General features: G+C 70.9%; 19 protein-coding genes and 1 tRNA gene. 5 read left to right on the top strand and 15 right to left on the bottom strand.

Annotated features, from left to right (window positions below; all coding sequences use genetic code 11):
• Positions 1-28: 28 nt before the first annotated feature.
• The 3 genes from OGH68_RS24350 to OGH68_RS24340 form a co-directional block, all read right to left on the bottom strand.
• Complete coding sequence (locus tag OGH68_RS24350; RefSeq protein ID WP_264247094.1) at positions 29-2,344, bottom strand: tetratricopeptide repeat protein; 2,316 nt, start codon at positions 2,342-2,344, stop codon at positions 29-31.
• A gap of 206 nt (positions 2,345-2,550) precedes the next feature.
• Positions 2,551-2,624 (bottom strand) — tRNA-Met (locus OGH68_RS24345).
• Positions 2,625-2,666: 42 nt separating this feature from the next.
• Complete coding sequence (locus tag OGH68_RS24340) at positions 2,667-5,633, bottom strand: UPF0182 family protein (RefSeq protein WP_264250256.1); 2,967 nt, start codon at positions 5,631-5,633, stop codon at positions 2,667-2,669.
• Positions 5,634-5,769: 136 nt separating this feature from the next.
• Here OGH68_RS24340 and OGH68_RS24335 point away from each other — a divergent pair, with 136 nt between their 5' ends.
• Complete coding sequence (locus OGH68_RS24335; protein ID WP_264247093.1) at positions 5,770-6,327, top strand: PPA1309 family protein; 558 nt, start codon at positions 5,770-5,772, stop codon at positions 6,325-6,327.
• A 103-nt stretch (positions 6,328-6,430) separates the two neighbouring features.
• Here the strand turns inward: OGH68_RS24335 and OGH68_RS24330 are convergent, their stop codons facing one another.
• The 4 genes from OGH68_RS24330 to OGH68_RS24315 form a co-directional block, all read right to left on the bottom strand.
• Entirely contained in the window at positions 6,431-7,519 is a 1,089-nt protein-coding gene (locus OGH68_RS24330) for a PDZ domain-containing protein (protein WP_264247092.1), read from the bottom strand.
• A gap of 93 nt (positions 7,520-7,612) precedes the next feature.
• The gene (locus tag OGH68_RS24325) at positions 7,613-7,786 is read right to left on the bottom strand and encodes a hypothetical protein (protein ID WP_264247091.1); all 174 of its coding nucleotides are present in this window, start codon (positions 7,784-7,786) and stop codon (positions 7,613-7,615) included.
• A gap of 163 nt (positions 7,787-7,949) precedes the next feature.
• Positions 7,950-8,411, bottom strand: a complete 462-nt coding sequence (locus OGH68_RS24320; protein ID WP_264247090.1) for a molybdenum cofactor biosynthesis protein MoaE — start codon at positions 8,409-8,411, stop codon at positions 7,950-7,952.
• Positions 8,412-8,548: 137 nt separating this feature from the next.
• The gene (locus OGH68_RS24315; RefSeq protein ID WP_264247089.1) at positions 8,549-9,676 is read right to left on the bottom strand and encodes an SDR family oxidoreductase; all 1,128 of its coding nucleotides are present in this window, start codon (positions 9,674-9,676) and stop codon (positions 8,549-8,551) included.
• Between the two features lie 191 nt (positions 9,677-9,867).
• Here OGH68_RS24315 and OGH68_RS24310 point away from each other — a divergent pair, with 191 nt between their 5' ends.
• Positions 9,868-11,322 (top strand): zinc-dependent metalloprotease, encoded by a 1,455-nt coding sequence (locus OGH68_RS24310; protein WP_264247088.1) that lies wholly within the window; start codon positions 9,868-9,870, stop codon positions 11,320-11,322.
• Positions 11,319-11,849, top strand: coding sequence for an NUDIX hydrolase (locus OGH68_RS24305; protein ID WP_264247087.1), 531 nt, complete (start codon positions 11,319-11,321; stop codon positions 11,847-11,849). Before OGH68_RS24310 ends, OGH68_RS24305 begins: the two co-directional genes overlap by 4 nt.
• A 70-nt stretch (positions 11,850-11,919) precedes the next feature.
• Here the strand turns inward: OGH68_RS24305 and OGH68_RS24300 are convergent, their stop codons facing one another.
• The 4 genes from OGH68_RS24300 to OGH68_RS24285 all read right to left on the bottom strand — a co-directional run bounded on the left by OGH68_RS24300 (position 11,920) and on the right by OGH68_RS24285 (position 15,802).
• Positions 11,920-12,675, bottom strand: a complete 756-nt coding sequence (locus OGH68_RS24300; protein ID WP_264247086.1) for an AIM24 family protein — start codon at positions 12,673-12,675, stop codon at positions 11,920-11,922.
• Between the two features lie 18 nt (positions 12,676-12,693).
• Positions 12,694-13,374: an AIM24 family protein gene (locus OGH68_RS24295; protein WP_264247085.1), complete on the bottom strand. Its 681-nt coding sequence runs from the start codon at positions 13,372-13,374 to the stop codon at positions 12,694-12,696.
• Positions 13,375-13,388: 14 nt separating this feature from the next.
• Positions 13,389-15,074, bottom strand: a complete 1,686-nt coding sequence (locus OGH68_RS24290) for a TerD family protein (protein WP_264247084.1) — start codon at positions 15,072-15,074, stop codon at positions 13,389-13,391.
• 107 nt (positions 15,075-15,181) lie between these two features.
• Positions 15,182-15,802: a M48 family metallopeptidase gene (locus OGH68_RS24285; RefSeq protein ID WP_264247083.1), complete on the bottom strand. Its 621-nt coding sequence runs from the start codon at positions 15,800-15,802 to the stop codon at positions 15,182-15,184.
• 222 nt (positions 15,803-16,024) lie between these two features.
• Between OGH68_RS24285 and OGH68_RS24280 the strand changes: the two genes are divergently transcribed.
• Complete coding sequence (locus tag OGH68_RS24280) at positions 16,025-17,167, top strand: ThiF family adenylyltransferase (protein ID WP_264247081.1); 1,143 nt, start codon at positions 16,025-16,027, stop codon at positions 17,165-17,167.
• 62 nt (positions 17,168-17,229) lie between these two features.
• On the top strand, positions 17,230-18,585 hold the full coding sequence (locus OGH68_RS24275; RefSeq protein ID WP_264247080.1) for an ABC1 kinase family protein: 1,356 nt from the start codon (positions 17,230-17,232) through the stop codon (positions 18,583-18,585).
• A gap of 7 nt (positions 18,586-18,592) precedes the next feature.
• On the opposite strand, the gene OGH68_RS24270 is transcribed toward OGH68_RS24275, so the two are convergent.
• The 4 genes from OGH68_RS24270 to OGH68_RS24255 all read right to left on the bottom strand — a co-directional run bounded on the left by OGH68_RS24270 (position 18,593) and on the right by OGH68_RS24255 (position 20,154).
• The gene (locus tag OGH68_RS24270; protein ID WP_264247079.1) at positions 18,593-18,793 is read right to left on the bottom strand and encodes a hypothetical protein; all 201 of its coding nucleotides are present in this window, start codon (positions 18,791-18,793) and stop codon (positions 18,593-18,595) included.
• Positions 18,794-18,968: 175 nt separating this feature from the next.
• Positions 18,969-19,292 (bottom strand): hypothetical protein, encoded by a 324-nt coding sequence (locus OGH68_RS24265; protein ID WP_264247078.1) that lies wholly within the window; start codon positions 19,290-19,292, stop codon positions 18,969-18,971.
• The gene (locus OGH68_RS24260; protein ID WP_264247077.1) at positions 19,289-19,657 is read right to left on the bottom strand and encodes a WhiB family transcriptional regulator; all 369 of its coding nucleotides are present in this window, start codon (positions 19,655-19,657) and stop codon (positions 19,289-19,291) included. Before OGH68_RS24260 ends, OGH68_RS24265 begins: the two co-directional genes overlap by 4 nt.
• A gap of 170 nt (positions 19,658-19,827) precedes the next feature.
• Positions 19,828-20,154: a hypothetical protein gene (locus tag OGH68_RS24255; RefSeq protein ID WP_264247076.1), complete on the bottom strand. Its 327-nt coding sequence runs from the start codon at positions 20,152-20,154 to the stop codon at positions 19,828-19,830.
• Between the last annotated feature and the right edge of the window lie 70 nt (positions 20,155-20,224).

Here is a 20,224-nt window from a genome sequence, read left to right as displayed (position 1 = left end):
ACGGCACCCCGCCGACCAGCGCAAATCCCTATGCGGTGAGCTCCTGCAGCAGCGCCTCGCGCAGTCGTGCGGCCCGCGCCGCCACCTCCGCGGGACCGAGCTCGACGGCCCGCGCGCACCACCGCTGGCCCTCGGCCAGCTCGCCCCTGCGGGCGGCGAGCAGCGCGAGACGCAGCGCGGCCCTGCCGTGACCGGCCCTGGCCGCACGGGTCCACCACAGCGACGCCTCCCGCTCGCTTCCCTCGCGGGCGAGGAGCAGTCCCAGGTTGAACGCACCGCTGCGGCTGCCCGCCTCGGCCGCCTCCCGGTACCAGCGGGCGGCCTGCGCCATGTCACCGCGCGCGGCGGCCAGCATGCCCACCCGCACCTGGGCCCGGCGGTGACCCTGCTCGGCGGCCCGCTCGTACCACTCCTCGCACTCGCCCTTCTCCGCCACCGGCTCACCGAGCGCCGGCGGACCGGGCGGCGGCCGGCGGGAGTCCAGCACGGTGGCGAGCCGGAACGCCGCCTCCGCGCTGCCGCCGCCCGCGGCGCAGCGCAGGTGACGCTCCGCGCCCTGCTCGTCACCGTCCCGGAGCAGCGCGATGCCGACCTGGAGCGCCGCCTCGGTGTGCCCGGCCGCGGCAGCCCGCTCGTACCACGCCAGAGCCGTACGGTCGTCGTCGCGGCCGGCGTGCAGGATGCCGAGGTTGAAGGCCGCGTCGACGCTTCCGGCCTCGGCCGCCTTGGAGAACCAGGGCTCCGCACCCACCGGGTCACCGGCCTGCAGCAGCAGGACGGCCAGCGCGTTGGCGGCCTCCCGGTGCCCGGCGTAGGCGGCGCGGCGGTACCACTGCTCGGCCTGGGGCGTACGGTCCTGGGCGGCGCAGAGCAGTCCGAGGTTGTACGCGCCGTTGACGTCGCCCGCGTCCATGGCTGCGCGGTACCAGCGCTCCGCCGTCTGCTGCTCGCCGCGCGCGGCGTGCAGCGCGCCGAGGGCGTTGGCCGCGTTGCCGTCGCCGTCCTGGGCGGCACGCAGCCACCACACGGCGGCGCTCTCCTCGTCGCCGGCGTCGCGCAGCAGGAAGCCGAGCGCGCAGGCGGCGCGGGCCTCGCCCTCCTTGGCGGCGGTGAGGTACCACCGGCCCGCTTCCTTGAGTTCGCCGCGCTTCTCGAGGATCGCCCCGAGGTGCAGCGCGGCCCGCCGGTGACCGCGTGCGGCGGCCTGCCGGTACCACTGGGCGGCCTCGTCCAGCAGGGCCCGGCCCAGGGCGACGGGACCGCTGTCCGTGCCGCTCGCGGCGGGGCTATGTCCGCCGGCCCCGGCCGTACGGGCCCGCCGTCCGGCCCTGCCCGTGCCGCTCGTGTCGTTGGTGCCGTTCGCGCCGGCGGCCGCGTCGGGGGCCCGGTTCGCGGCTTCCGCGTCCGCGAGCGCGCGCAGCGCGGCGTCCGTCTGCCAGACGCCGCCGGGGCGCTCCGCGTCGCCCCGGCGGCCACCGGCCGCGGCTGGTGGCCGCGGGGCGGGGGCGTTCCGTGCAGCGCGCTTCGGGGCGGCGGCCTCGCCGTTGCGGGCCGTGCCGGCCGTCCGCGCGGCGGCTGCCCTGCGCTCCGGGGCGCCGGTGGGCCGCGCGGCGGCGGCGCCTCCGTCCGCGGGCGCGCCGCAGACCAGCCGGCCGAGCGCGTCACCCGTGCGGCACTCTTCCGCGGCCCGGCGCTCCAGGGTGCGGGCGAGCCGGTACGCCGCCTCGCGGTGGCCCTGCTCGGCCGCCGTGCGCAGCCAGCGCTCCGCCCCCGTGTCCCTGCGGTGCTCCAGCAGGTCGGCGAGGGCGTACGCGCCCAGGGCGTGGCCCTGCTCGGCGGACTGGCGCAGCCAGTACTCGGCGGCGGGCTCGTCGCCCCGCTCGCGGAAGTGGCGTCCCAGGGCGTGCGCGGCGGCGGCTGAGCCGGCGACGGCGGCGATCCGCCACCAGCCGGCCGCCTCGTCCGCGTAACCGCGCTGGTGGAGGAGCACGCCGAGGTTGTTGGCCGCCGCGCGGTCGCCGTCGGCGGTCGCACCCCGCAGATAGGGCTCCGCGCCGTCGAGGTCTCCACGGCGCAGCAGCAGCGCACCGAGGACGCTCATGGCCGCGGTGTCCCCGGCGTCCGCGGCGCTCCGGTGACGCGCCTCCGCGCCGGCGGTCTCCAGCGCGTCGGTGCTGTTGTCGGTCTCGGTGCTGTTGCCGGTGTTGGTGCTGTTGTCGGTGTCGTCGTTGCCGTGACGGTCGGCACCGACACCCGCGTCGATCGCGTCCGCCACATCCCTGGCCTGCGGCTGCACAAACCGCCCTGTCTCCAACAGAGTTGCCCTGTCCCCCATAAATTCCATCGTCGCACCACCCGCAACCCGCGTACACCTGGTATACCGCAGCCAGTGAGGTCACTTCAGCGTTTTGTCGACATGCCCACAGAGAGATAAGTCAAACACGAATGGGCCCAACTCGCGTGCCGCGGCACGCACTTCGGTGCCACAAAAAGAAGCGGGCAGCATGAAGAGGGCCCGGATCCTGGAAGGATCCGGGCCCTCTTCTTCAGTAGCGGGGACAGGATTTGAACCTGCGACCTCTGGGTTATGAGCCCAGCGAGCTACCGAGCTGCTCCACCCCGCGTCGTTGTGTTGCAACCGTACCACGACGCGGGATGGTGCCTGCTCAGTCCCCTGGCGACCCTTCGTCCGGCTTGGCGTCCGGCGTGGCCTCCGGTTTCGCGTCCGGCTTCGCGTCGGACCCTGAACCAGGCGCGGAGTCCGGCTGAGCCCTCTGCGCGTCGGCAGCCCGCTTCAGCGCGGCCTCCAGATCGGCCTGTGCCTTGCCGTAGGCGGCCCAGTCCGTCGGCTCCTTCTCCAGGGCGGCCCTGGCGTCGTCGTACGCCTTCTGGGCGTCCGCGATGGCGTCCTCGAGCGCGGCCTCCCCGGTGGCCGGGGGCTCCGTGGGCTCGGTCGGCGGCTCGGCCGGCTCCGTCGGAGGTGTCTCCTCGTCCGGCGCGCTCTCCGTCCCGAAGACCTGGCTGAGGGCTCCGGCGAGGTCGTCGGCGAAGCCGATCTTCTGCCCGTAGACCACAGCCACCTTGCTCAGCAGTGGGAACTCCGAGCCGCGGCCCTGCGCGTAGATGGGCTCCACGTACAGGAATCCGCTGTCGAGGGGAACGGTCAGCAGATTGCCGTACTTGATCGTGGAGTCCGCCCCCTTGAGGTCGCGGACGTAAGTGGCGATGGGACCATGGCGGTTGAGCCGGCTCTGCACCTGCTCGGGGCCGTCGACATTGTCGTCCGTCACCCGCAGCAGCTCGATCTTGCCGTAGTCCGCGCTCGTGGCATCGGCGTCCACCGCCATGAAGGCCCGGAGGTTGGGCCGTCCACTGGGGGTGAACGTCGTCGTCAGCGAGAACTGCTGCGCCTTGTCACCCGGCAGCTTCATCGACAGGTAGTACGGCGGAACCGCGTTGCTGTCCGACTTCGTCGGGTCGTTGGGCACCTGCCAGGCGTCACTCGCGTTGTAGAACTGGTCCGCGTCCGTGACGTGGTACAGGGAGAGCAGCTCACGCTGGACCTTGAACATGTCCTGCGGGTACCGCAGATGCGCCTGCAGCTCGTCCGGGATGTCGGCCTTGTCCTTCACTGTGCCCGGGAAGGCCTTCTTCCAGGTCTTCAGAACCGGGTCGTTCTCGTCCCACTCGTACAGCGTGACGGTGCCGTCGTAGGCGTCGACGGTGGCCTTCACCGAGTTACGGATGTAGTTGACCTGGTTCTGCTGCGCGACCACCGCGCGCTGCCGGTCGGTCAGCGAGTCGGCCGTGGTGTCGCCCAGCGTCGTCCGCGAGGCGTACGGGTATCCGTTCGTGGTGGTGTACGCGTCGATGACCCACTGGACCCGCTTGCCGATCACGGCCGGGTACGCGTCGCCGTCGATGGTCAGCCACGGGGCGACCGCCTCGACGCGCTGCTTGGGCGTGCGGTTGTAGAGGATCTTGGAGCCGTCGCCGATGGCTCCCGAGTACATGATCTGCGGCTCGCTGAAGGCGACGGCGTACGCGGCGCGGTTGAGCGGGCCCGAGACGTCGATGCCGCCCTTGCCCTTGTAGCTCGTGGTGACCTGGCCGCCGCCGTCCCGTTCGTAGTCCAGCTCCTTCTGGGGGCCGCCCACGATCGAGTACTGCGTGGTCTTCTCGCCGTAGTAGATCCGCTGCTCATAGTCGCCGAGCATGCCCTTGGTCGGCAGGCCGGACTCGGTGAACGCCGGCGAGCCGCTGGTGCCCTCGGCGGTCGCGGTGCCCTTGGCGGTGACGGCGCCGAAGCCGTGGGTGTAGGTGAAGTGGTCGTTGATCCAGTTGCGCTTGTCGACCCCGGCGAGGTTGAGCTCGCGCAGACCGATGACCGTGTCCTGGCCGTCGTACCGGTCGACGTCCAGCGTGGAGGGGAACTGGTAGTACTTCCGCTCCTGCTCCAGCTGCTGGAACGTCGGCGAGACGATGTTCGGGTCGTTGATGCGGTAGCTGGCGGCGGCGTCGGCGTTCTTCCGCTGCTGCTCCGGGTTCTTGACCTCGCCCCTGCCCGTGTAGTCCCCGGGCTTCACCCCGTCGATGCCGTAGGCCTTGCGCGTCGCCTCGATGTTCTTCTCGATGTACGGCGCTTCCTTGGCCTGCTCGTTGGGCTGGACCTGGAACTTCTGCACGATCGCCGGGTACAGGCCGCCGATCAGGATCGCCGACAGGACCATCAGACCGAAACCGATCACCGGCAGCTGCCAGGTGCGGCGCCACAGCGTCGCGAAGAACAGCAGCGCGCAGATGACGGCGATGCAGAACAGGATCGTCTTCGCCGGCAGATAGGCGTTGGCGTCGACGTAGCGCAGACCTGTCCAGTTGTCGGTCGTCTTGAAGTCGCTCGACTTCACGGCGAGGCCGTACCGGTCCAGCCAGTACGCCACGGCCTTCAGCGCGACGAAGAGGCCGAGCAGCACCGACAGGTGTCCGGTGGCCGCGGCGGTCGCGCGGGCGCCCGGGCTGGTGATGCGCAGCCCGCCGTACAGGTAGTGGGTCAGCGCGGCGGCGATCAGCGACAGCACGACGGCCGCGAAACCGAAGCCAAGCAGGAACCGGTACCAGGGCAGGTCGAACGCGAAGAACGACACGTCCATGTTGAACTGCGGGTCCTTCTCGCCGAAGGACACCCCGTTCACCCACATGAGCCAGGTCCGCCACTGCCCCGTGGCGGACGCTCCGGCGATCAGCCCGACGAGTGCGGTGATCGCGAGGAGCACCCACTTCTTGTAGGGGGCGATGCTCATCCGGTAGCGGTCGAGGCTCTGTTGCTCGAGCGACATCGCGCTGAGCGGCGGACGCAGCCGGTGCGCCAGCCAGATGTTCACGCCGACGGCAGTCGCCATCAGCAGACCGAAGACGGCAAACAGGCCGATCTTGGTCCACAGGGTTGTCGTGAACACCGAGGAGTAATCGACCGAGCGGTACCAGAGCCAGTCGGTCCAGAACCCGGAGAACATGACGAACACCATGGCCAGCACGGCCAGAGCACCCAGTGTCATGAGCAGGGTGCGGACACGCCGGGACGGCCGGCCCACTCTCATCCGTGGCCCTGTCGGGCCTCCGCCGCGGTCCGGCATCTGGAAAGCCAACGTGCGCCCCTTGAAGTTCGCGGTTGTGTGAATCGGGCCCCGCGATCGTAGAGCCCACTTATGCAACTTACTAAGGCTTTACCTAGTTCCCGCCGCGGGGCAGGAAGGAGGCAGGATATTGACCATGCCCAACGCTTCTTCTTCCGGCCCCCCGATGGCCGCGACCCCACTCACCCGCGCCGTGCTCGAGATCGACGAGTACGCGGCCACTCTCGGCTGGGACCAGCCGGCCCGGCTCTTCGCTCTGGTCGACACCGCTCAGCTGCGCTCCCAGGAGCCGGGGCTGGCCTCACAGCTCGGTCTCGACACCGGCGACCAGGCCGCCCCCCTCACCCCCGTGGAACAGGACGAGATCCCGGCCGGCACCCCGCTGGACGAGTTCCTCGGCACCATCGCGTGGCCCGACGCGGTCGCCGGCTGCGCCCTGACCGTGGAGCGGCTGATGCTGCCGCCCTCGGCGGAGTCCGACGTACCGGTCGGCCTCGACGACACCGCCCTCACCAAGTGGGTGGCCGAGCACCCGGACCGCCAGGAGGTCCGGATGACGGTGGCGGTCCTGCGCGACGGCACGCGTGAGTCGGCGCTGCGGCTGCGCGCCAAGGACTCTCCGAACGAGGTGCTCACCGGAGCGGGCCTGGTCCCGGGACTGGCCGAAGCCCTGTACGCGACCTTCGAGGCGTAACCCCGCCGCATGCCGACGCCGCGCCCCCGGTGGGGGCACGGCGTCGTCGTTCGCGGCGTGCGGCTCGCGGGCTCGCGGGCCTGCGGCTCAGGGGCTTGCGGTGTCAGCCCGCCGAGCAGCTCGGCAGTGCGGCGGTGTCACCCGCCTCGATCTTGGTCAGGGACGCCCGCGCGTCCTTGATGGTGTCCACCTTCACCAGCGTCAGCCCGTCCGGGGTGTCGGAGGCCGCGGCGGCGCAGTTGGCGCTGGGCGTGAGGAAGTACTCCGCACCCGCCTTGCGCGCTCCGACCAGCTTCATCTCGATGCCGCCGATCGGTCCGACCTTGCCGGCATCGTCGATGGTGCCCGTTCCGGCGACGAAGTTGCCGCCCGTCAGCTGCCCGGCCGTGAGCTTGTCGACGATGCCGAGAGCGAACATCAGACCGGCGCTCGGGCCTCCGACGTCGGCCAGATTGATGTCGACCTCGAACGGGAACGTGTGGTCGGTCCCGGCCTGGATCCCGACGATCGCCCGGCCGTCGTCCTCGGCCTTCACCGTCTCCACCGTGACCTTCTCGGTGTTCACCGGCTCCTTGCCCGCCTTCTCCGCGGCGGCGGCATCGTCGGCCGGCACGACGGTGAAGACGACCTTCTCCCCGGGCTTGTGCTTCACGACGAGCTTCGCGACGTCCTCCGGCTGCTTGACGGACGTGCCGTCGACGGCACGGATCACGTCTCCAGCGTGCAGCTTGTTCTGCGACGGCGAGCCCTTGACGACGGAGGAGACGACGACGCGCTGCTTGACGGGGATCTTCAGCTCCCGCAGAGCGGCGACCTTGGCGCTCTCCTGCGACTGGCTGAACTCCTCGGCGTTCTCCTGCGTCGACTCCTCTTCCGTCTTCCCGTTCGGGTAGAGCGTGTCGTGCGGCACGACGACGTAGTCGTGTGCGACCCAGCCGTAGACGGCTTCGAGGAGGTTCATCTGATAATCGGCACCGGTGACCCGGACCGTCGTCATGTTGAGATGCCCGGTCGTCGCGTAGGTCTTGCGGCCGGAGATGTCGAGCACCGGCTCACCGTCCGCGGACCCGAGGGTGTTCACCGTCGGCCCGGGGGACATCTTCGCGTACGGCACTGTGAGGAACACGCCTGCGCAGAGCAGCGCAATGAAGATGAGCGTGGAGGCGAGCATCGTCGCGGTGCGGCGTGGCATGGAACGACAGTACGGGACACGCCTGTGATGCCACCGTCGGGGCCGGTCCGTCCGGGGCCGCAGCTCGACGGCTGCGGGGCGGTCGGTCGTCGGTCAGGGACGTACGGCGTCGGTGCCGGAGACCCTGTCCATCGCGTCGCGGAAGCGGGCATAGCCGGCGAGCTCGGCGACATCGCCGCTCGTACGGTCTCTGGACGCCCAGCCCGCCCATATCGCAGCACCGACAGCAGCGAAAAGCGGAATCAGCAACCAGACCAGAACTGCCATCGCGACCTCCCTACCCCATGAGCGCAAGCATCGACTGATCAGCAGATTAGCCATCTGCCGCTTCAACGCTCACGGCAGGGGTGCTGTTACGCAAATCGGGCGGATGGGCACCGACCGGGTTTCAGGGCCCGTCGCATCGGCACGGCCCGTTCGTCCGGACCGGTCAGCAGGCCCCGACCCACTCCTCCGTACCGTCCGAGAAGCGCTGGTGCTTCCAGATCGGCACTTCGTGCTTGAGATCGTCGATCAGCTTCCGGCAGGCCTCGAACGCCTCGCCCCTGTGCGGGCACGACACGGCGACGACCACCGCGAGGTCACCGACTGCCAGGTCACCCACACGGTGGACGGCGGCCAGCGCCCGGACGGGGTAGTCCGCGGCGACCTTCTCGGCGATGCGGCGCATCTCCGCCTCCGCCGTGGGGTGGCAGGAGTAACCAAGGGTGTCGACATCGGCGCCACCGTCGTGGTTGCGCACGGTGCCGACGAACAGCGCCGTGCCGCCCGCGGCGTCGTCGCCGACCGCCGCGAAGACCTCGTCGAGGGACAGCGGCGTGTCCCGGATCGCCAGCAGACGGATCGGGTCCTTCGCCGCCTGCTCACCTGGATGGTCGTACGTGCGTGCCATGGCGTCCATCGTGCCGTACCGCACCGACAACGCGGAATAGCCCATTCGACCGTTCGGGGGCGATCCTCCTTGGAGCCTCGCACAAGCTCGGCGCCTCGCCGCAGCCCGTCGCCCGGCAGGCGACCCGGTCCCGCCCCTCAGATCCTCCGCCGCGCCTTGCGCGCCCGGCGCACCAGGGCGGCCGTGCCGAGCAGCGCGACGGTGGCGCCCGCGGCGCCCGCGGCTGTGGCGTCCTTGCGGCCGAGCCGGCGGCCGGCCACCGTGTGACGGCCCTCCACCTCCTCCAGGAGTGCGGCCAGCACCTCCTCGTTGGTCCACTGCGGACGCCAGCCCGCGTCGTGCAGCCGACTGACGCTCACCACCCAGGGGTGCATCGTGTACGCGAGGTCCCCAGCCGGCGAGGGCGTGAGCCCGATGCGATGGAGGCGGGCCGCGGCGCCCAGGGCCACCGCCGAAGGCAGCTCCATCCGCCGGATGCCGCTGAGCTCCTCGATCTCCTCCTGCTCGAGCCACCCGTCGCAGCCCACGGCCAGCTCGCCCTCGACCTTCTCGAGCGCGGCGTACTCCAGGGCGCTCACCAGGTCCTCGACGTGGCAGAACTGCCAGGTCGGGCGCGATCCGGCGACCACGAGCAGCCGGGGCGACTCGAAGTAGCGGGTGAGGGCGGTGTCCGTGCCGCCCACCAGGACGGCCGGCCTGAGCACCGTCACGTTGAGGCCCGGGTGCGCACGGGGCGCGCGACGGGCCAGTCTCTCGATCTCCAGCAGGTCGCCGACACCGGTGGCCTCCGCCGTCGCGCGCAGCTCTGCGTCCTCGGAGAGGGGGATGTCGTTCTCGGGCAGCGCCCCGTAGACCATGGCTGACGTGCACAGGACGACCCGGTGGACGCCGGCGGCGGCGGCCGCGGTCAGCACCGTCTGGGTGCCGCGGACGTTGTACGCGGTCCGCGCGGCGGGGTCGGACTCCAGGCCGAGGTCGAGCGCCAGATGCACCACGACGTCGACGCCGCGGAGCTTCTCCGCGATGGCCGGGTCGCGTACGTCGAGGATGTGCCACTGCGCCTCGGTCGCCTCGCCGCGGCGCTCGTCCAGGGCCACGACCTGCTTGACCTCGTCCGACTCGGCGAGGCGCCGGGTGAGCAGGTCGCCGACGCCGGTGGCGGCGCCGGTGACCGCGACGACGGGGCCACGGCCGGACGGCCCGCGGCCGGCGGCCGGGGTTGAGTGGTTTCGCGCTGCGCGAACCTGCGGATCTGGGGAACTCACCAGGCGTCTCCAGCGGTTGTCTTCAGTACGCAAGCGAACGACGCATACGCACCAGGTGGCGTCCATCCTGCCGCAGGCCCCGTGTCGGCGGAGCACCGAGCCCGTAAGCGGTTCGGATGTCTACGCTGGGTGGTGTTGTCGGGCAGCCGCCGCCGGCAGGAAGCCGGCGGCCCTACGAGCCGAGGAAACCCGTGAGTGACACCCCATTCGGATTCGGCCTTCCGCCGGAGGAGCCGGAGAACGGCGACGAGGGCAAGAAGAAGAATCGCGGCGAAGGTGGCCAGGGCTCCGGCGGGTCCCCGGCCGATCCCTTCGGATTCGGGAGCGGCGGGGACAACCCCTTCGCGGCCATGTTCGGCTCCCTGAACCCGAACGACCTGGGTGCGGCCTTCCAGCAGCTCGGCCAGATGCTGAGCTACGAGGGCGGCCCGGTCAACTGGGACATGGCGAAGCAGATCGCCCGCCAGACCGTCTCCCAGGGCACGCCGGACGGCACCAAGGACGCCAGCGTCGGCCCGGTCGAGCGGACCGCGGTCGAGGAGGCGGTGCGGCTGGCCGACCTGTGGCTGGACGGCGCCACGTCGCTTCCCTCCGGCGCGAGCACCGCCGTGGCGTGGAGCCGCGCCGAGTGGGTCGAGGCGACGCTCCCGGCATGGCAGCAGCTCGTCGACCCGGTCGCGGAGCGCGTCGGCCTCGCCATGGGCGATGTGCTGCCCGAGGAGATGCAGGCCATGGCCGGTCCGCTGATCGGAATGATGCGGTCGATGGGCGGTGCGATGTTCGGTCAGCAGATCGGACAGGCCGTCGGTGTACTGGCCGGTGAAGTGGTCGGCTCGACCGACATCGGGCTGCCGCTCGGCCCGGCCGGCAAAGCCGCGCTCCTCCCGCTCAACATCGATGCGCTCGGCAAGGACCTCGGCGTTCCCAGGGAGGAGGTGCGGCTCTACTTGGCCCTGCGGGAGGCCGCCCACCAGCGGCTCTTCGCCCATGTGCCGTGGCTGCGCTCGCATCTGTTCGGTGCGGTCGAGGGGTACGCCCGCGGGATCAAGGTCGACACGACCAAGCTCGAGGACGTGGTCGGCCAGTTCGACCCGACGCATCCCGAGCAGCTGCAGGAAGCGCTCCAGCAGGGCATGTTCCAGCCGGAGGACACCCCTGAGCAGAAGGCGGCACTGGCCCGTCTGGAGACCGCACTCGCTCTGGTCGAGGGATGGGTGGACGCGGTGGTCCACGAGGCCGCCTCGTCCCGGCTGACGTCGGCGAGCGCCCTGCGCGAGACGCTGCGCAGGCGCCGGGCCTCGGGCGGCCCCGCCGAGCAGACGTTCGCGACGCTGATCGGCCTCCAGCTGCGTCCGCGCAGGCTGCGGGACGCCGCACGGCTGTGGGCGTCCCTCACGGACGCGCGCGGCATGGACGGGCGGGACGCCCTGTGGGAGCACCCGGACATGCTGCCGACGGCCACCGACCTCGACGACCCGGACGGCTTCGTCCACCGCGAGCAGCTGGACTTCTCCGAGCTGGACAAGATGCTCGGCGAGGCGGCCGGCGGCAAGGGCAGCACCAAGCTCGACAAGGACCGCCCCGAGGACTCCGGCCCTTCCGGGACTCCGGGCACGGACGAGGACGAGGACGACACCGGCAAGTGAGCCTTCACGACGACGCGGTCCTCGTGCTGAAGGGCTACGACGCCCACGGGGACCAGGCAGAGCTGCGCCGGACCTACCTGGACCATCTGGCGGCCCACCCGGACGGGACGTGGAAGTCCTGCCGGGCCGGGCATCTGACCGCCAGCGCCCTGGTGATCGACCCGGAGCGCGGGCAGGTGCTGCTGACGCTGCACCGGAAGCTCGGCATGTGGCTGCAGATGGGCGGCCACTGCGAGCAGGACGACACGAGCCTCGCCGGAGCCGCACTGCGTGAGGCGACGGAGGAGTCCGGCATGACCGGGCTCTCCCTGCTGCCCGGCGGGCCGGTCACCCTCGACCGGCACGCGATCCCGGCGCCGTGCCACTGGCACCTGGACGTGCAGTACGCGGCGCTCGCCCCGGCAGGCGCGACCTGGGCGATCAGCGACGAGTCGCTGGACCTGCGCTGGTTCCGGTACGACGAGGTGGCGGAGGTCGCCGACGCCTCCGTCATGCGGCTCATGGAGCGTACGAGGGCGCGTCTGTGACCGCCCACGGGTGAGGGGCGGTCGCCCGGCGACCGCCCCTCACCCGTGTGTACCCGTACGTGCTCCGCCGCTAGTTCCAGGCGTTGTTCTGGTTCTGGGCGTGGGAGCCGTGCTGGCCGACACCGAACTGGGCACGCACGCCCTGGCCGATGTCCGCGTTCTGCGGGGGCATGACCTCGCTGGGCTGGACCAGGGCGAAGCCCTGGCCGAGGAAGCTGAGCTCCCAGCCCTCTCCGGTGTTGCCGCGGCGGCGGCGCACGCCGGAGGAGTGCGTCTGCGCCTGCATCTGCACCCGCAGGCCCGTGGACCAGGCGACGATGGCGTCGGCGTCCGCGTTGACGTACTTGTCCGGGGTGACCTGCATCATCAGCGGCTGGCCCGAGGTCATCAGCGCGACCTTGCCCCGGCCCGAGATGTTGAGCTGGTACTTGCCGGAGCCGGAGATGCCGTACTGGCTGTCCACCGCGATGACCTCGGTGTGCAGCGTGGAGTCGAGCGCCAGGACGTAGGCGCTGTCGACGGTCATGCCCTCCTGGTCGACGTCCACCACGTGGATGTACTGCGCGAGGTTGGCGAAGTAGATCGTGCCCTGACCGGAGCAGCGCATCAGGTCGAGACCCTCACCGGTGTTGGCGCGGGCCCGGCGCTGGCTGCTCGTCTGGTACTCGCCGTCGAAGTCGACCAGTCCCTGGTACGCCACCATGGCGCCCTTGCGGGCGAGGACGTCGTCGTGTCCGGTCAGCGCGACCCGCAGCAACTGCGGGTTTTGCACGACGTACCGGTCCTGGCTCTGCTGTTCTGCGTAGCTGAAAAGCGGGCTCTGCATGATTGTTCTCGCTCCCCCTCAGTGCCGGATCCGCAGGCGGTCGGTACTGTCCTCGCTCGGCTGCACGACGACGATGCCCTGGCCCGAGAAGGCCATCTGGTACGCCTCGCCGCTCCCCCGCCCGATCAGCGAGGACGCCTTGAAGCTGCGCTTGCCCTTCACCTTCAGGTTCGGGGACCAGGCGACGAGGGCGTCGGGGTCGACGTACGTCTCGTCCTCGCCGCGGCCGCAGTCGACCATGATCGGGGTGCCGCGCGAGGTCAGGGCGACCCAGCCGGTGCCCGCGATCTCCACGTTCCACAGGCCCTGGCCGGCGAACTTGGCCAGTCCCTTGACCTTCTCCACGCCCCACTGCAGGTGCGCGTCGAAGGCCAGCACATTGGTCCCGTTGACAGAGATGGAGTCGTTGTTGAGGTTGATGACGACGATGTCCGCCCCGTAGTCGGCGAGGTAGAGCAGTCCGTCACCCGAGCACTTCATGATGGGCGCGCCCTCGCCGGTCACCCACTGGGCGGCGATCTGACGGACGGCGGGCGGGTTGGGCTCGTACTGGACGAAGCCCTCGTAGGCGACCATCGATCCGGTACGCGCGTACAGGTCCTGGCCGGTGGCCATGGCGACCTTGAGCATGGTGCGGCCGTGGTTTTCCATCCGGGCCACCACAGGGGTCGGGGCGAAGCCCGCGAGTTGCTGGTTCATTTCTTCGGGCTCCCTCAGACCTCGTACGGCTGGACGACGATGAAGTTGCCGGGGGCTCCCCGGAACTGCAGGTTCACGGTCTCTCCGCTGTGTCCCGGGTACGCGTTGCGGCGCAGCCGGACCTGGCTGGAGAGGATGACCTGCGAGGCCGCCGACCAGGCGACGACCGCGTTGCAGTCGGCGAACGTGGTGGGCGTGACCGGCAGGACCACGGGGATGCCGTGCGTCTTGACGACGACGGTGCCCGTGCCCTGGAACATCATCGTGAACAGCGCGCCGCCGGGGATGCCGTGGCCCTCGATGCGGCGGACCTCGTGCTGCAAGGACTCGTCGAAGGCGAGGACGTTCTCCGCGGAGACGCAGATCCCGTCGCCCTGCAGCTCGATGGAGTGCAGATGCGCGCCTTCCTCGGCGAGGAAGACCTGGCCGCGTCCGCTGCAACGCATCAACTGCATTTCCTGGCCGGTCGCGTTGCCGACGACGCGGCCCGCGAAGCCGGCGCCCTTGTAACCGAAGTCGACCTTGCCCTGGTACATGACCATGCTGCCCTGCCGGGCGAGCACCGGCGTGCCGCCCATGGTCAGGTCGACGCGCATGAGTTGCTGGTTCTGCGGGGTCCATCGCTGGCCCGTGGCCGTCTCGCGGTACGGCTGCAGGGCGGCCTGCAGACCGGCGCCGCCCTGCGGGGCGCCCTGGGGCACGCCGCCCTGGGGCATACCGGGAGGCTGCTGGCCGTACGGGGCGGGGGCCTGCTGACCGTACGGCGACGGCATGCCGGGCTGCGGCATCTGGCCCGGAGCCTGGCCGGGAATCTGGCCCGGCATCTGACCGGGCGGCTGACCGGGGACCTGGCCGAACTGCGGCTGCTGCGGCGGCTGACCGTAGGGGGACGGGGCGGGCGGCGGGACGGTGCCGGCCGGCGGGGTCATCGGCGCTGCCATGGTCGGCGCGGCATGCATCTGCGGATTCTGCGGCGCGGCCGGGGCCTGAGCGGCCGGAGCGTGGGGCGCCGGTGCCTGAGGCGCGGGAGCGCCGAAGGCGGGCGCGGGCTGCGGTGCCTGAGGGGCAGCGGGAGCCGCCGGGGCGCCGAAAGCCGGAGCCGGTGCGGATGCCTGTGGAGGCGGCGCGAACGTGGGGGCCGCACCCTGCGGCTCCTGCGCGGCCGGCTGCTCCTCGGCGACCTCGCCGCCGAAGTTCTTCAGCAGGGCCTCGAGACCGCCGTCGAATCCCTGGCCGACGGCAGCGAAGCGCCACACGTCCTTGAGGTAGAAGTCCCCCAGCATCACGGCGCGCTCGGTGGTGAACTCGGAGCCGGTGAAGGCGTACCGGACGACCTCTTCGCCACCGGCGACGATGCGAATGTATCCGGGGCCGATCTGCGACATCTGGCCGGCACCGTCGATCGTGGCGGTGAAGGAGAGCCTGTGGATGTTCGCCGGGATGCGGTCGAGCGTGACGCGGAACGACTCGGTGTCGCCGGACTGCGCGCCGAGCAGCTGAATGGACTCCTCGGGCGACTTCGGCTGATTGAAGAAGATGAAGTACCGGTCGTCGGAGAGCTGCTCGTTGGCATCGAGCCCGAAGCAGCTGATGTCGAAGGTCAGACCAGGAGCGGCGATCTGCACGCCTACGTACAGATCCGTCCCCGGAGTAAGATCACTGATCTTGGCCTTGTGGCCGCGTTGGAATTCCCTGGCCATGCGTTACGACCGTCCCCCATCCCGAATTGAATGCGTCGCGTCAGGCTAACCGCTGAGTCCGACATTGAGGCAAGCCGGTACACATTCGGTACAGGACCGTCGCTCCGTCACTCTCCGCGGGCGGGCGGCAGATGCGGCAACCGGTCGGCCGAGACGACGCCTTCCAGATAACCGCGGGCGCGCTCGGTGCGCGGGTAGGCCTCCATCAGCCGCCAGAACCGGGGTCCATGACCGGGAACGAGCAGATGGGCCAGCTCGTGGACGAGCACGTAGTCCACCACGTACTCCGGCATGCCCTGAAGACGGTGGGAGAGCCGGATGCTGCCCTCCGCCGGAGTGCACGAGCCCCAGCGGGTGTTCTGGTTCGTCACCCAGCGTACGGACGCCGGCCTGGCGCGCCCGTCGAAGTACTGGTCGGACAAACGTTCCGCACGCTCGGTGAGTTCGGCGTCACCGAGGACCCGTCTGCTCTCCTGGGCGGCGAGTTTGTCCAGCATGACGCCGACCCAGCGCCGTTCCTCCGCCTCCGACATACGGGCCGGAATGAGCACGATGGTCCGGTCGCCCTCCCGGTACGCGGACACCGTCCGACTGCGCCGGGCGCTGCGGCGGACCTCGACCGCGCTCGTTCCCGATCCGCGGGGCGGGTGACGTGGCGCGCTGCGCTGCTGGCCTCCCGCGGTGCGCGGTGAGGTCTCCCCAGCGAGGCGAGGGGGATCGACGGACACGCCCCGACGTTACCCGCTGTCCGTGGGAGAAGTCCCGCCCCGAGGATGCTCCCCACGTGATCCACTCCATGACTGCACCATTTGAACGACTAATACCCCGCACCTGTGGACAACTTTTCACGCGCATCTCCCCGGCACTGCATCCTGGCAACGGTTCGGACACGGCTCTCGGATAGCCGTGCCGAAGGGGAACCGTGCCAAAAGTCGACGGGGGAAGCGGATATGCATCCGATGATGAAGCCTGCTTTGCGGCGGGCATGGCGGGACCGGCAGTCGGTGCAGTTCGGGGTGACGCCCGCGCATGCGGTGACTGTGGGGCCCGTGGACACGGCGACCGGCGCCCTGATGGAGTTGCTGGACGGGACCCGCGGTCTGCCGCTGCTGCGCGAGGAGGCGCGGTCCATGGGCCTGCCGGAGGGCAGAGCGGAAGCACTCGTGCGCCGTCTGACGGCCGCGGGCCTGCTCGACGACCCCACGGCCGGCGGCCCGGCGGTCGCCGCGCTGCGCAAACGGGCCGCGGCCCACGACCGGTTGCGTCCGGACATCGCCTCGATGTCCGTGATCCATCCCGAACCGGGCGGGGCGGCAGGACGCGTGGCGGCCCGGCGTGCCATACGGGTCCAGGTGCGCGGAGCCGGGCGGGTGGGTGCGTCGGTCGCCGCGACGCTGTCGGCCGCCGGCGTGGGATGCGTCGAAGTGCTGGACGGCGGATACACCGAGCCCGGGGACGTGGCTCCCTGCGGACTGCCCGCCGAGGCCGTCGGGGACCGCAGGGATGCGGCAGCCCGGCGGCTGGTGCGGCGCGCCGCTCCGGCCGGTCCACTGCGTACCACCGGGCCGCGGGACCCGGCCGGTGGGGAGCCGGGGCTCAGCCTGGTGATCCTGGCGCCGCGCGACGGGCTGGCCGCGTACGCGCCCGCGCTCCAGGAAGCCGAGGACCGGATCGCGAGCGGCATCCCCCACCTCTATACGGGCGTTGTGGAGGCCACCGGAGTCGTCGGTCCCCTGGTGCTGCCCGGTTGTACGGCGTGCGGGGGCTGCATGGAGCGGGGGCGGGCGGATCTCGACCCGGGAAGGCCGCGGCTGCTTGCGCAGTGGCGCTCCGGCCGGCGCAGATCCGTGGCCGCCTGCGACGTCGCGCTGGCCACGGCGGTGTCGGGACTGGCTGCCTGCCACGCGCTGTCGTTCCTCGACGGCGGAGCACCGGCGAGCACCGGATCCAGGTGGGAGGTGTCGCTGCCGCAACTGTCCTGGCGGTCCGAACGGATCGTTCCCCACCTCGACTGCGTCTGCGGTGCCGCGGGAAAAACTGAGAGGGGGAACACCTCGGCGGTCACAGCGACGCACGCGACAATGAACGGGTAACCGCGGTCGGCGGACAACGCCGTCGGCAGACGCGGCAGGCTGTCTGGGATTTGGAGGGGCGCATGTCTGATCTTCCCCGGAAGGCGGTCACCCGGACTGCCAAGTTGGCAGCTCTGCCGCTGGGCTTCGCCGGCCGGGCCACCTGGGGGCTGGGAAAACGGATCGGTGGCAAGTCGGCCGAGATCGTGGCCCGCGAGCTCCAACAGCGCACGGCCGAGCAGCTGTTCCGCGTCCTGGGGGAGCTGAAAGGCGGTGCGATGAAGTTCGGGCAGGCGTTGTCGGTCTTCGAATCGGCGCTGCCCGAAGAGATCGCGGGACCGTATCGTGCCGCTCTGACCAAGCTCCAGGAGGCGGCGCCTCCGATGCCGACGCGGACGGTGCACGCGGCGCTGGAGGAACGCCTGGGCGAGGACTGGCGGGAGCTGTTCCTGAGCTTCGAGGACAAACCGGCGGCCGCCGCGTCGATCGGGCAGGTGCACCGTGCGGTGTGGCACGACGGGCGGGACGTCGCCGTGAAGGTGCAGTATCCGGGAGCGGGCGAGGCGCTGCTGTCCGACCTGGCCCAACTGAGCCGATTCGCCCGCCTCTTGGGGCCGCTCATCCCGGGCATGGACATCAAGCCGCTGCTCTCCGAGCTGCGCGACCGGGTGTCCGAGGAACTGGACTACGAACTGGAGGCCCAGGCCCAGCGCGAACACGCCGCGGTATTCGCCGACGACCCCGCCGTACTCGTCCCGGACGTGGTGCACCAGAGCGACGAGGTCCTGGTGACGGAGTGGATCGACGGCATACCGCTGGCCGACGTCATCTCCGGCGGCACCGCCGAGGAACGGGACCGCGCGGGCCAGCTGCTGGCCCACTTCCTCTTCTCCGGCCCCGCACGCACCGGGCTCCTCCACGCCGACCCCCACCCCGGCAACTTCCGGCTGCTGCCCGACGGCCAGGGGGACGGCTGGCGCCTGGGGGTACTGGACTTCGGGACCGTCGACCGGCTGCCGGGCGGGCTGCCCGACACCATCGGCGAATGTCTGCGGATGGCCCTCGAAGGCGACGCGGACGCGGTCTACGGGCTGCTGTGCGAGGAGGGCTTCGTCAAGGAGACCATCGATCTCGACCCGGACGCGGTACTGGACTACCTGCTGCCCATCATCGAACCGGCCGAGGCGGAGGAGTTCATTTTCACCCGCGGCTGGATCCGTACCCAGGCCGCCCGGATAGCCGACGTCAGGTCCCCCGCCCATCAGCTGGGCAAGCAGCTCAACCTTCCGCCGTCGTACCTGCTCATACACCGTGTGACGCTGAGCACGATCGGAGTGCTCTGCCAGCTGAACGCGACGGTGAGGCTCCGGGCCGAGCTCGAGGAGTGGCTGCCCGGATTCCTGGTGGAGGCGGAGGTCGCCGAGGCGGAGGGCGCCTGAGGCGCGGTCACCACCAGGTCGAGTCGAGCCTGCCCTCGATCGCCCTGAGGTTGGCACGGGCGCAGTCGTCGCAGAAGTAGCGCCGGGCGCCGTCCTCCACGGAGCAGGTCCAGGTCACCGGCACCTCCTCGGCGACTGTTCCGCAGCCGGCACAGACGATGCTGTCGCCGCCCGGCTGCTCGGGCTGAGGGGTCGGGTCCTGTTCCACCTCGCGACGATACCGCCGCCGGCCCGCCGCCCGGGCGGAACGCACCGCGGCGCCCGCCGGAATCCACGCCGGGGGCCTGCCGGACGCCGGAGCGCCCAGGCGTCAAGGCGCCCCGGGCAGAACGACCGCGGGGGCCGGTCCGTTGGGACCGGCCCCCGCGGGGAGTGCATCGCCGTCACTGCATGACGGCCATGGCCAGGGCGCGACGGGCGCGCATCGACACGCGCTCGGCGCGACGCTGCATGCGTCGGGCGGCGACCAGGCGCGCGGCCTGGCGTTCCGCCTCGGCTTCACGCAGGCGCTCGTGCATATGCGCACGCGCCAGGGCTTCTGGGATGAGTTGCATTTCGCGGGTCCTGTTCTGACGCGAGGCGTTCGCGCCGATGGTGGTGACGGCTCGGGTGGCGGAGCCCTGCGGCTCGCTCGGGGAAGAGGTCATCGGGGCCTGCTTCTTGGGGTCGTGCGTGACGGGTCGATCGATGGTTCCGATGGCGTTCATGCCGCAACCGGGTTCTTGCGCGGGCGACCACGCGGCCGCTTGCGGGCGACGACCACACCCTGGACGAAGAGCTCTCCGCCCCAGACGCCCCACGGCTCACGCCGCTCCTTGGCGCCCGCGAGGCAGGCTTCCATCAGCGGGCAGGTGCGGCAGAGGGACTTGGCGTACTCGACGTCGGCCGGCGACTCGGCGAAGAAGACCTCCGGGTCGTAGGAACGGCACGGGACGGGTACGCCGAGCTTCTCGATGGCGTCGTCGAGCGCGGTGAGCGCGGTGAGGGGAGTCAAGTTCGAATCCTCGGTAGGAGCGGGCGGGGTGATGGTCTCGGAAGGCGGTACGGACGGGGCGTGCGCTTCGAGTTGCACGGTGTGTATTTCCTCGTCTGGTCGTTCCGGCCGGTCGGCCGGGTGGCAGTTGGTACCGGGTGCTTCTGGTCCCGAGGCCCCTTCACGCTGTTCTCCCGCTGGGGAAAACAGAAGGGCCGCGGATCCCGGGTGGGGTTCCGCGGCCCTGAAGGCGCCGGCCTGATGCCGTATCAGGCTGGATCACTCCAGGGTTCGAGCCCGCGGAAGGCCCACTTCGTGTGGTGCTGCGTCGTCTGCTGCTCCGTGTCGGCACTGGCCGCCGCAAAGGCATAGGCCTGAGCCTCTGCCGCTGCTACTCCTGCTTCCAGTGCCTTGGTCGGTCGCTCATTGCGCTCGCGGACGGGCATGCCGCCCAGACCGGACACGGGCAGTGCGGCGGGAATGCCGGACATACCGGTGCCGTGGAATGCGGACGAGAAGCCGAGCGAGCAGGCGGAGACGACCGAGCGATCGGTCATTTTGGCGGTGCTGACGAAGCTGTTGTTGATGCTGATCACTGGAATCGCCTCCTCTCGGCGTCTCGGGGACCGGACGGACCGGTCACGCTATTCGGGATAAGTACAGCAC

Origin of the sequence: Streptomyces peucetius (genome assembly GCF_025854275.1) — a bacterium.
Lineage (GTDB): Bacteria > Actinomycetota > Actinomycetes > Streptomycetales > Streptomycetaceae > Streptomyces > Streptomyces peucetius_A.
Note: the sequence above shows the minus strand (reverse complement) of the source record. Positions and strands in the feature narration are given on the sequence as shown.

What these genes read in the sequence shown, in the direction of transcription:
- OGH68_RS24290 (WP_264247084.1), bottom strand. Translation starts at nt 15,074, where the DNA reads ATGGCCAGGGAATTCCAACGCGGCCACAAGGCCAAGATCAGTGATCTT.
- OGH68_RS24300 (WP_264247086.1), bottom strand. Translation starts at nt 12,675, where the DNA reads ATGCAGAGCCCGCTTTTCAGCTACGCAGAACAGCAGAGCCAGGACCGG.
- OGH68_RS24325 (WP_264247091.1), bottom strand. Translation starts at nt 7,786, where the DNA reads ATGGCAGTTCTGGTCTGGTTGCTGATTCCGCTTTTCGCTGCTGTCGGT.
- OGH68_RS24295 (WP_264247085.1), bottom strand. Translation starts at nt 13,374, where the DNA reads ATGAACCAGCAACTCGCGGGCTTCGCCCCGACCCCTGTGGTGGCCCGG.
- OGH68_RS24350 (WP_264247094.1), bottom strand. Translation starts at nt 2,344, where the DNA reads ATGGAATTTATGGGGGACAGGGCAACTCTGTTGGAGACAGGGCGGTTT.
- OGH68_RS24335 (WP_264247093.1), top strand. Translation starts at nt 5,770, where the DNA reads ATGCCCAACGCTTCTTCTTCCGGCCCCCCGATGGCCGCGACCCCACTC.
- OGH68_RS24265 (WP_264247078.1), bottom strand. Translation starts at nt 19,292, where the DNA reads ATGAACGCCATCGGAACCATCGATCGACCCGTCACGCACGACCCCAAG.
- OGH68_RS24280 (WP_264247081.1), top strand. Translation starts at nt 16,025, where the DNA reads ATGCATCCGATGATGAAGCCTGCTTTGCGGCGGGCATGGCGGGACCGG.
- OGH68_RS24320 (WP_264247090.1), bottom strand. Translation starts at nt 8,411, where the DNA reads ATGGCACGCACGTACGACCATCCAGGTGAGCAGGCGGCGAAGGACCCG.
- OGH68_RS24340 (WP_264250256.1), bottom strand. Translation starts at nt 5,633, where the DNA reads ATGCCGGACCGCGGCGGAGGCCCGACAGGGCCACGGATGAGAGTGGGC.
- OGH68_RS24330 (WP_264247092.1), bottom strand. Translation starts at nt 7,519, where the DNA reads ATGCCACGCCGCACCGCGACGATGCTCGCCTCCACGCTCATCTTCATT.
- OGH68_RS24275 (WP_264247080.1), top strand. Translation starts at nt 17,230, where the DNA reads ATGTCTGATCTTCCCCGGAAGGCGGTCACCCGGACTGCCAAGTTGGCA.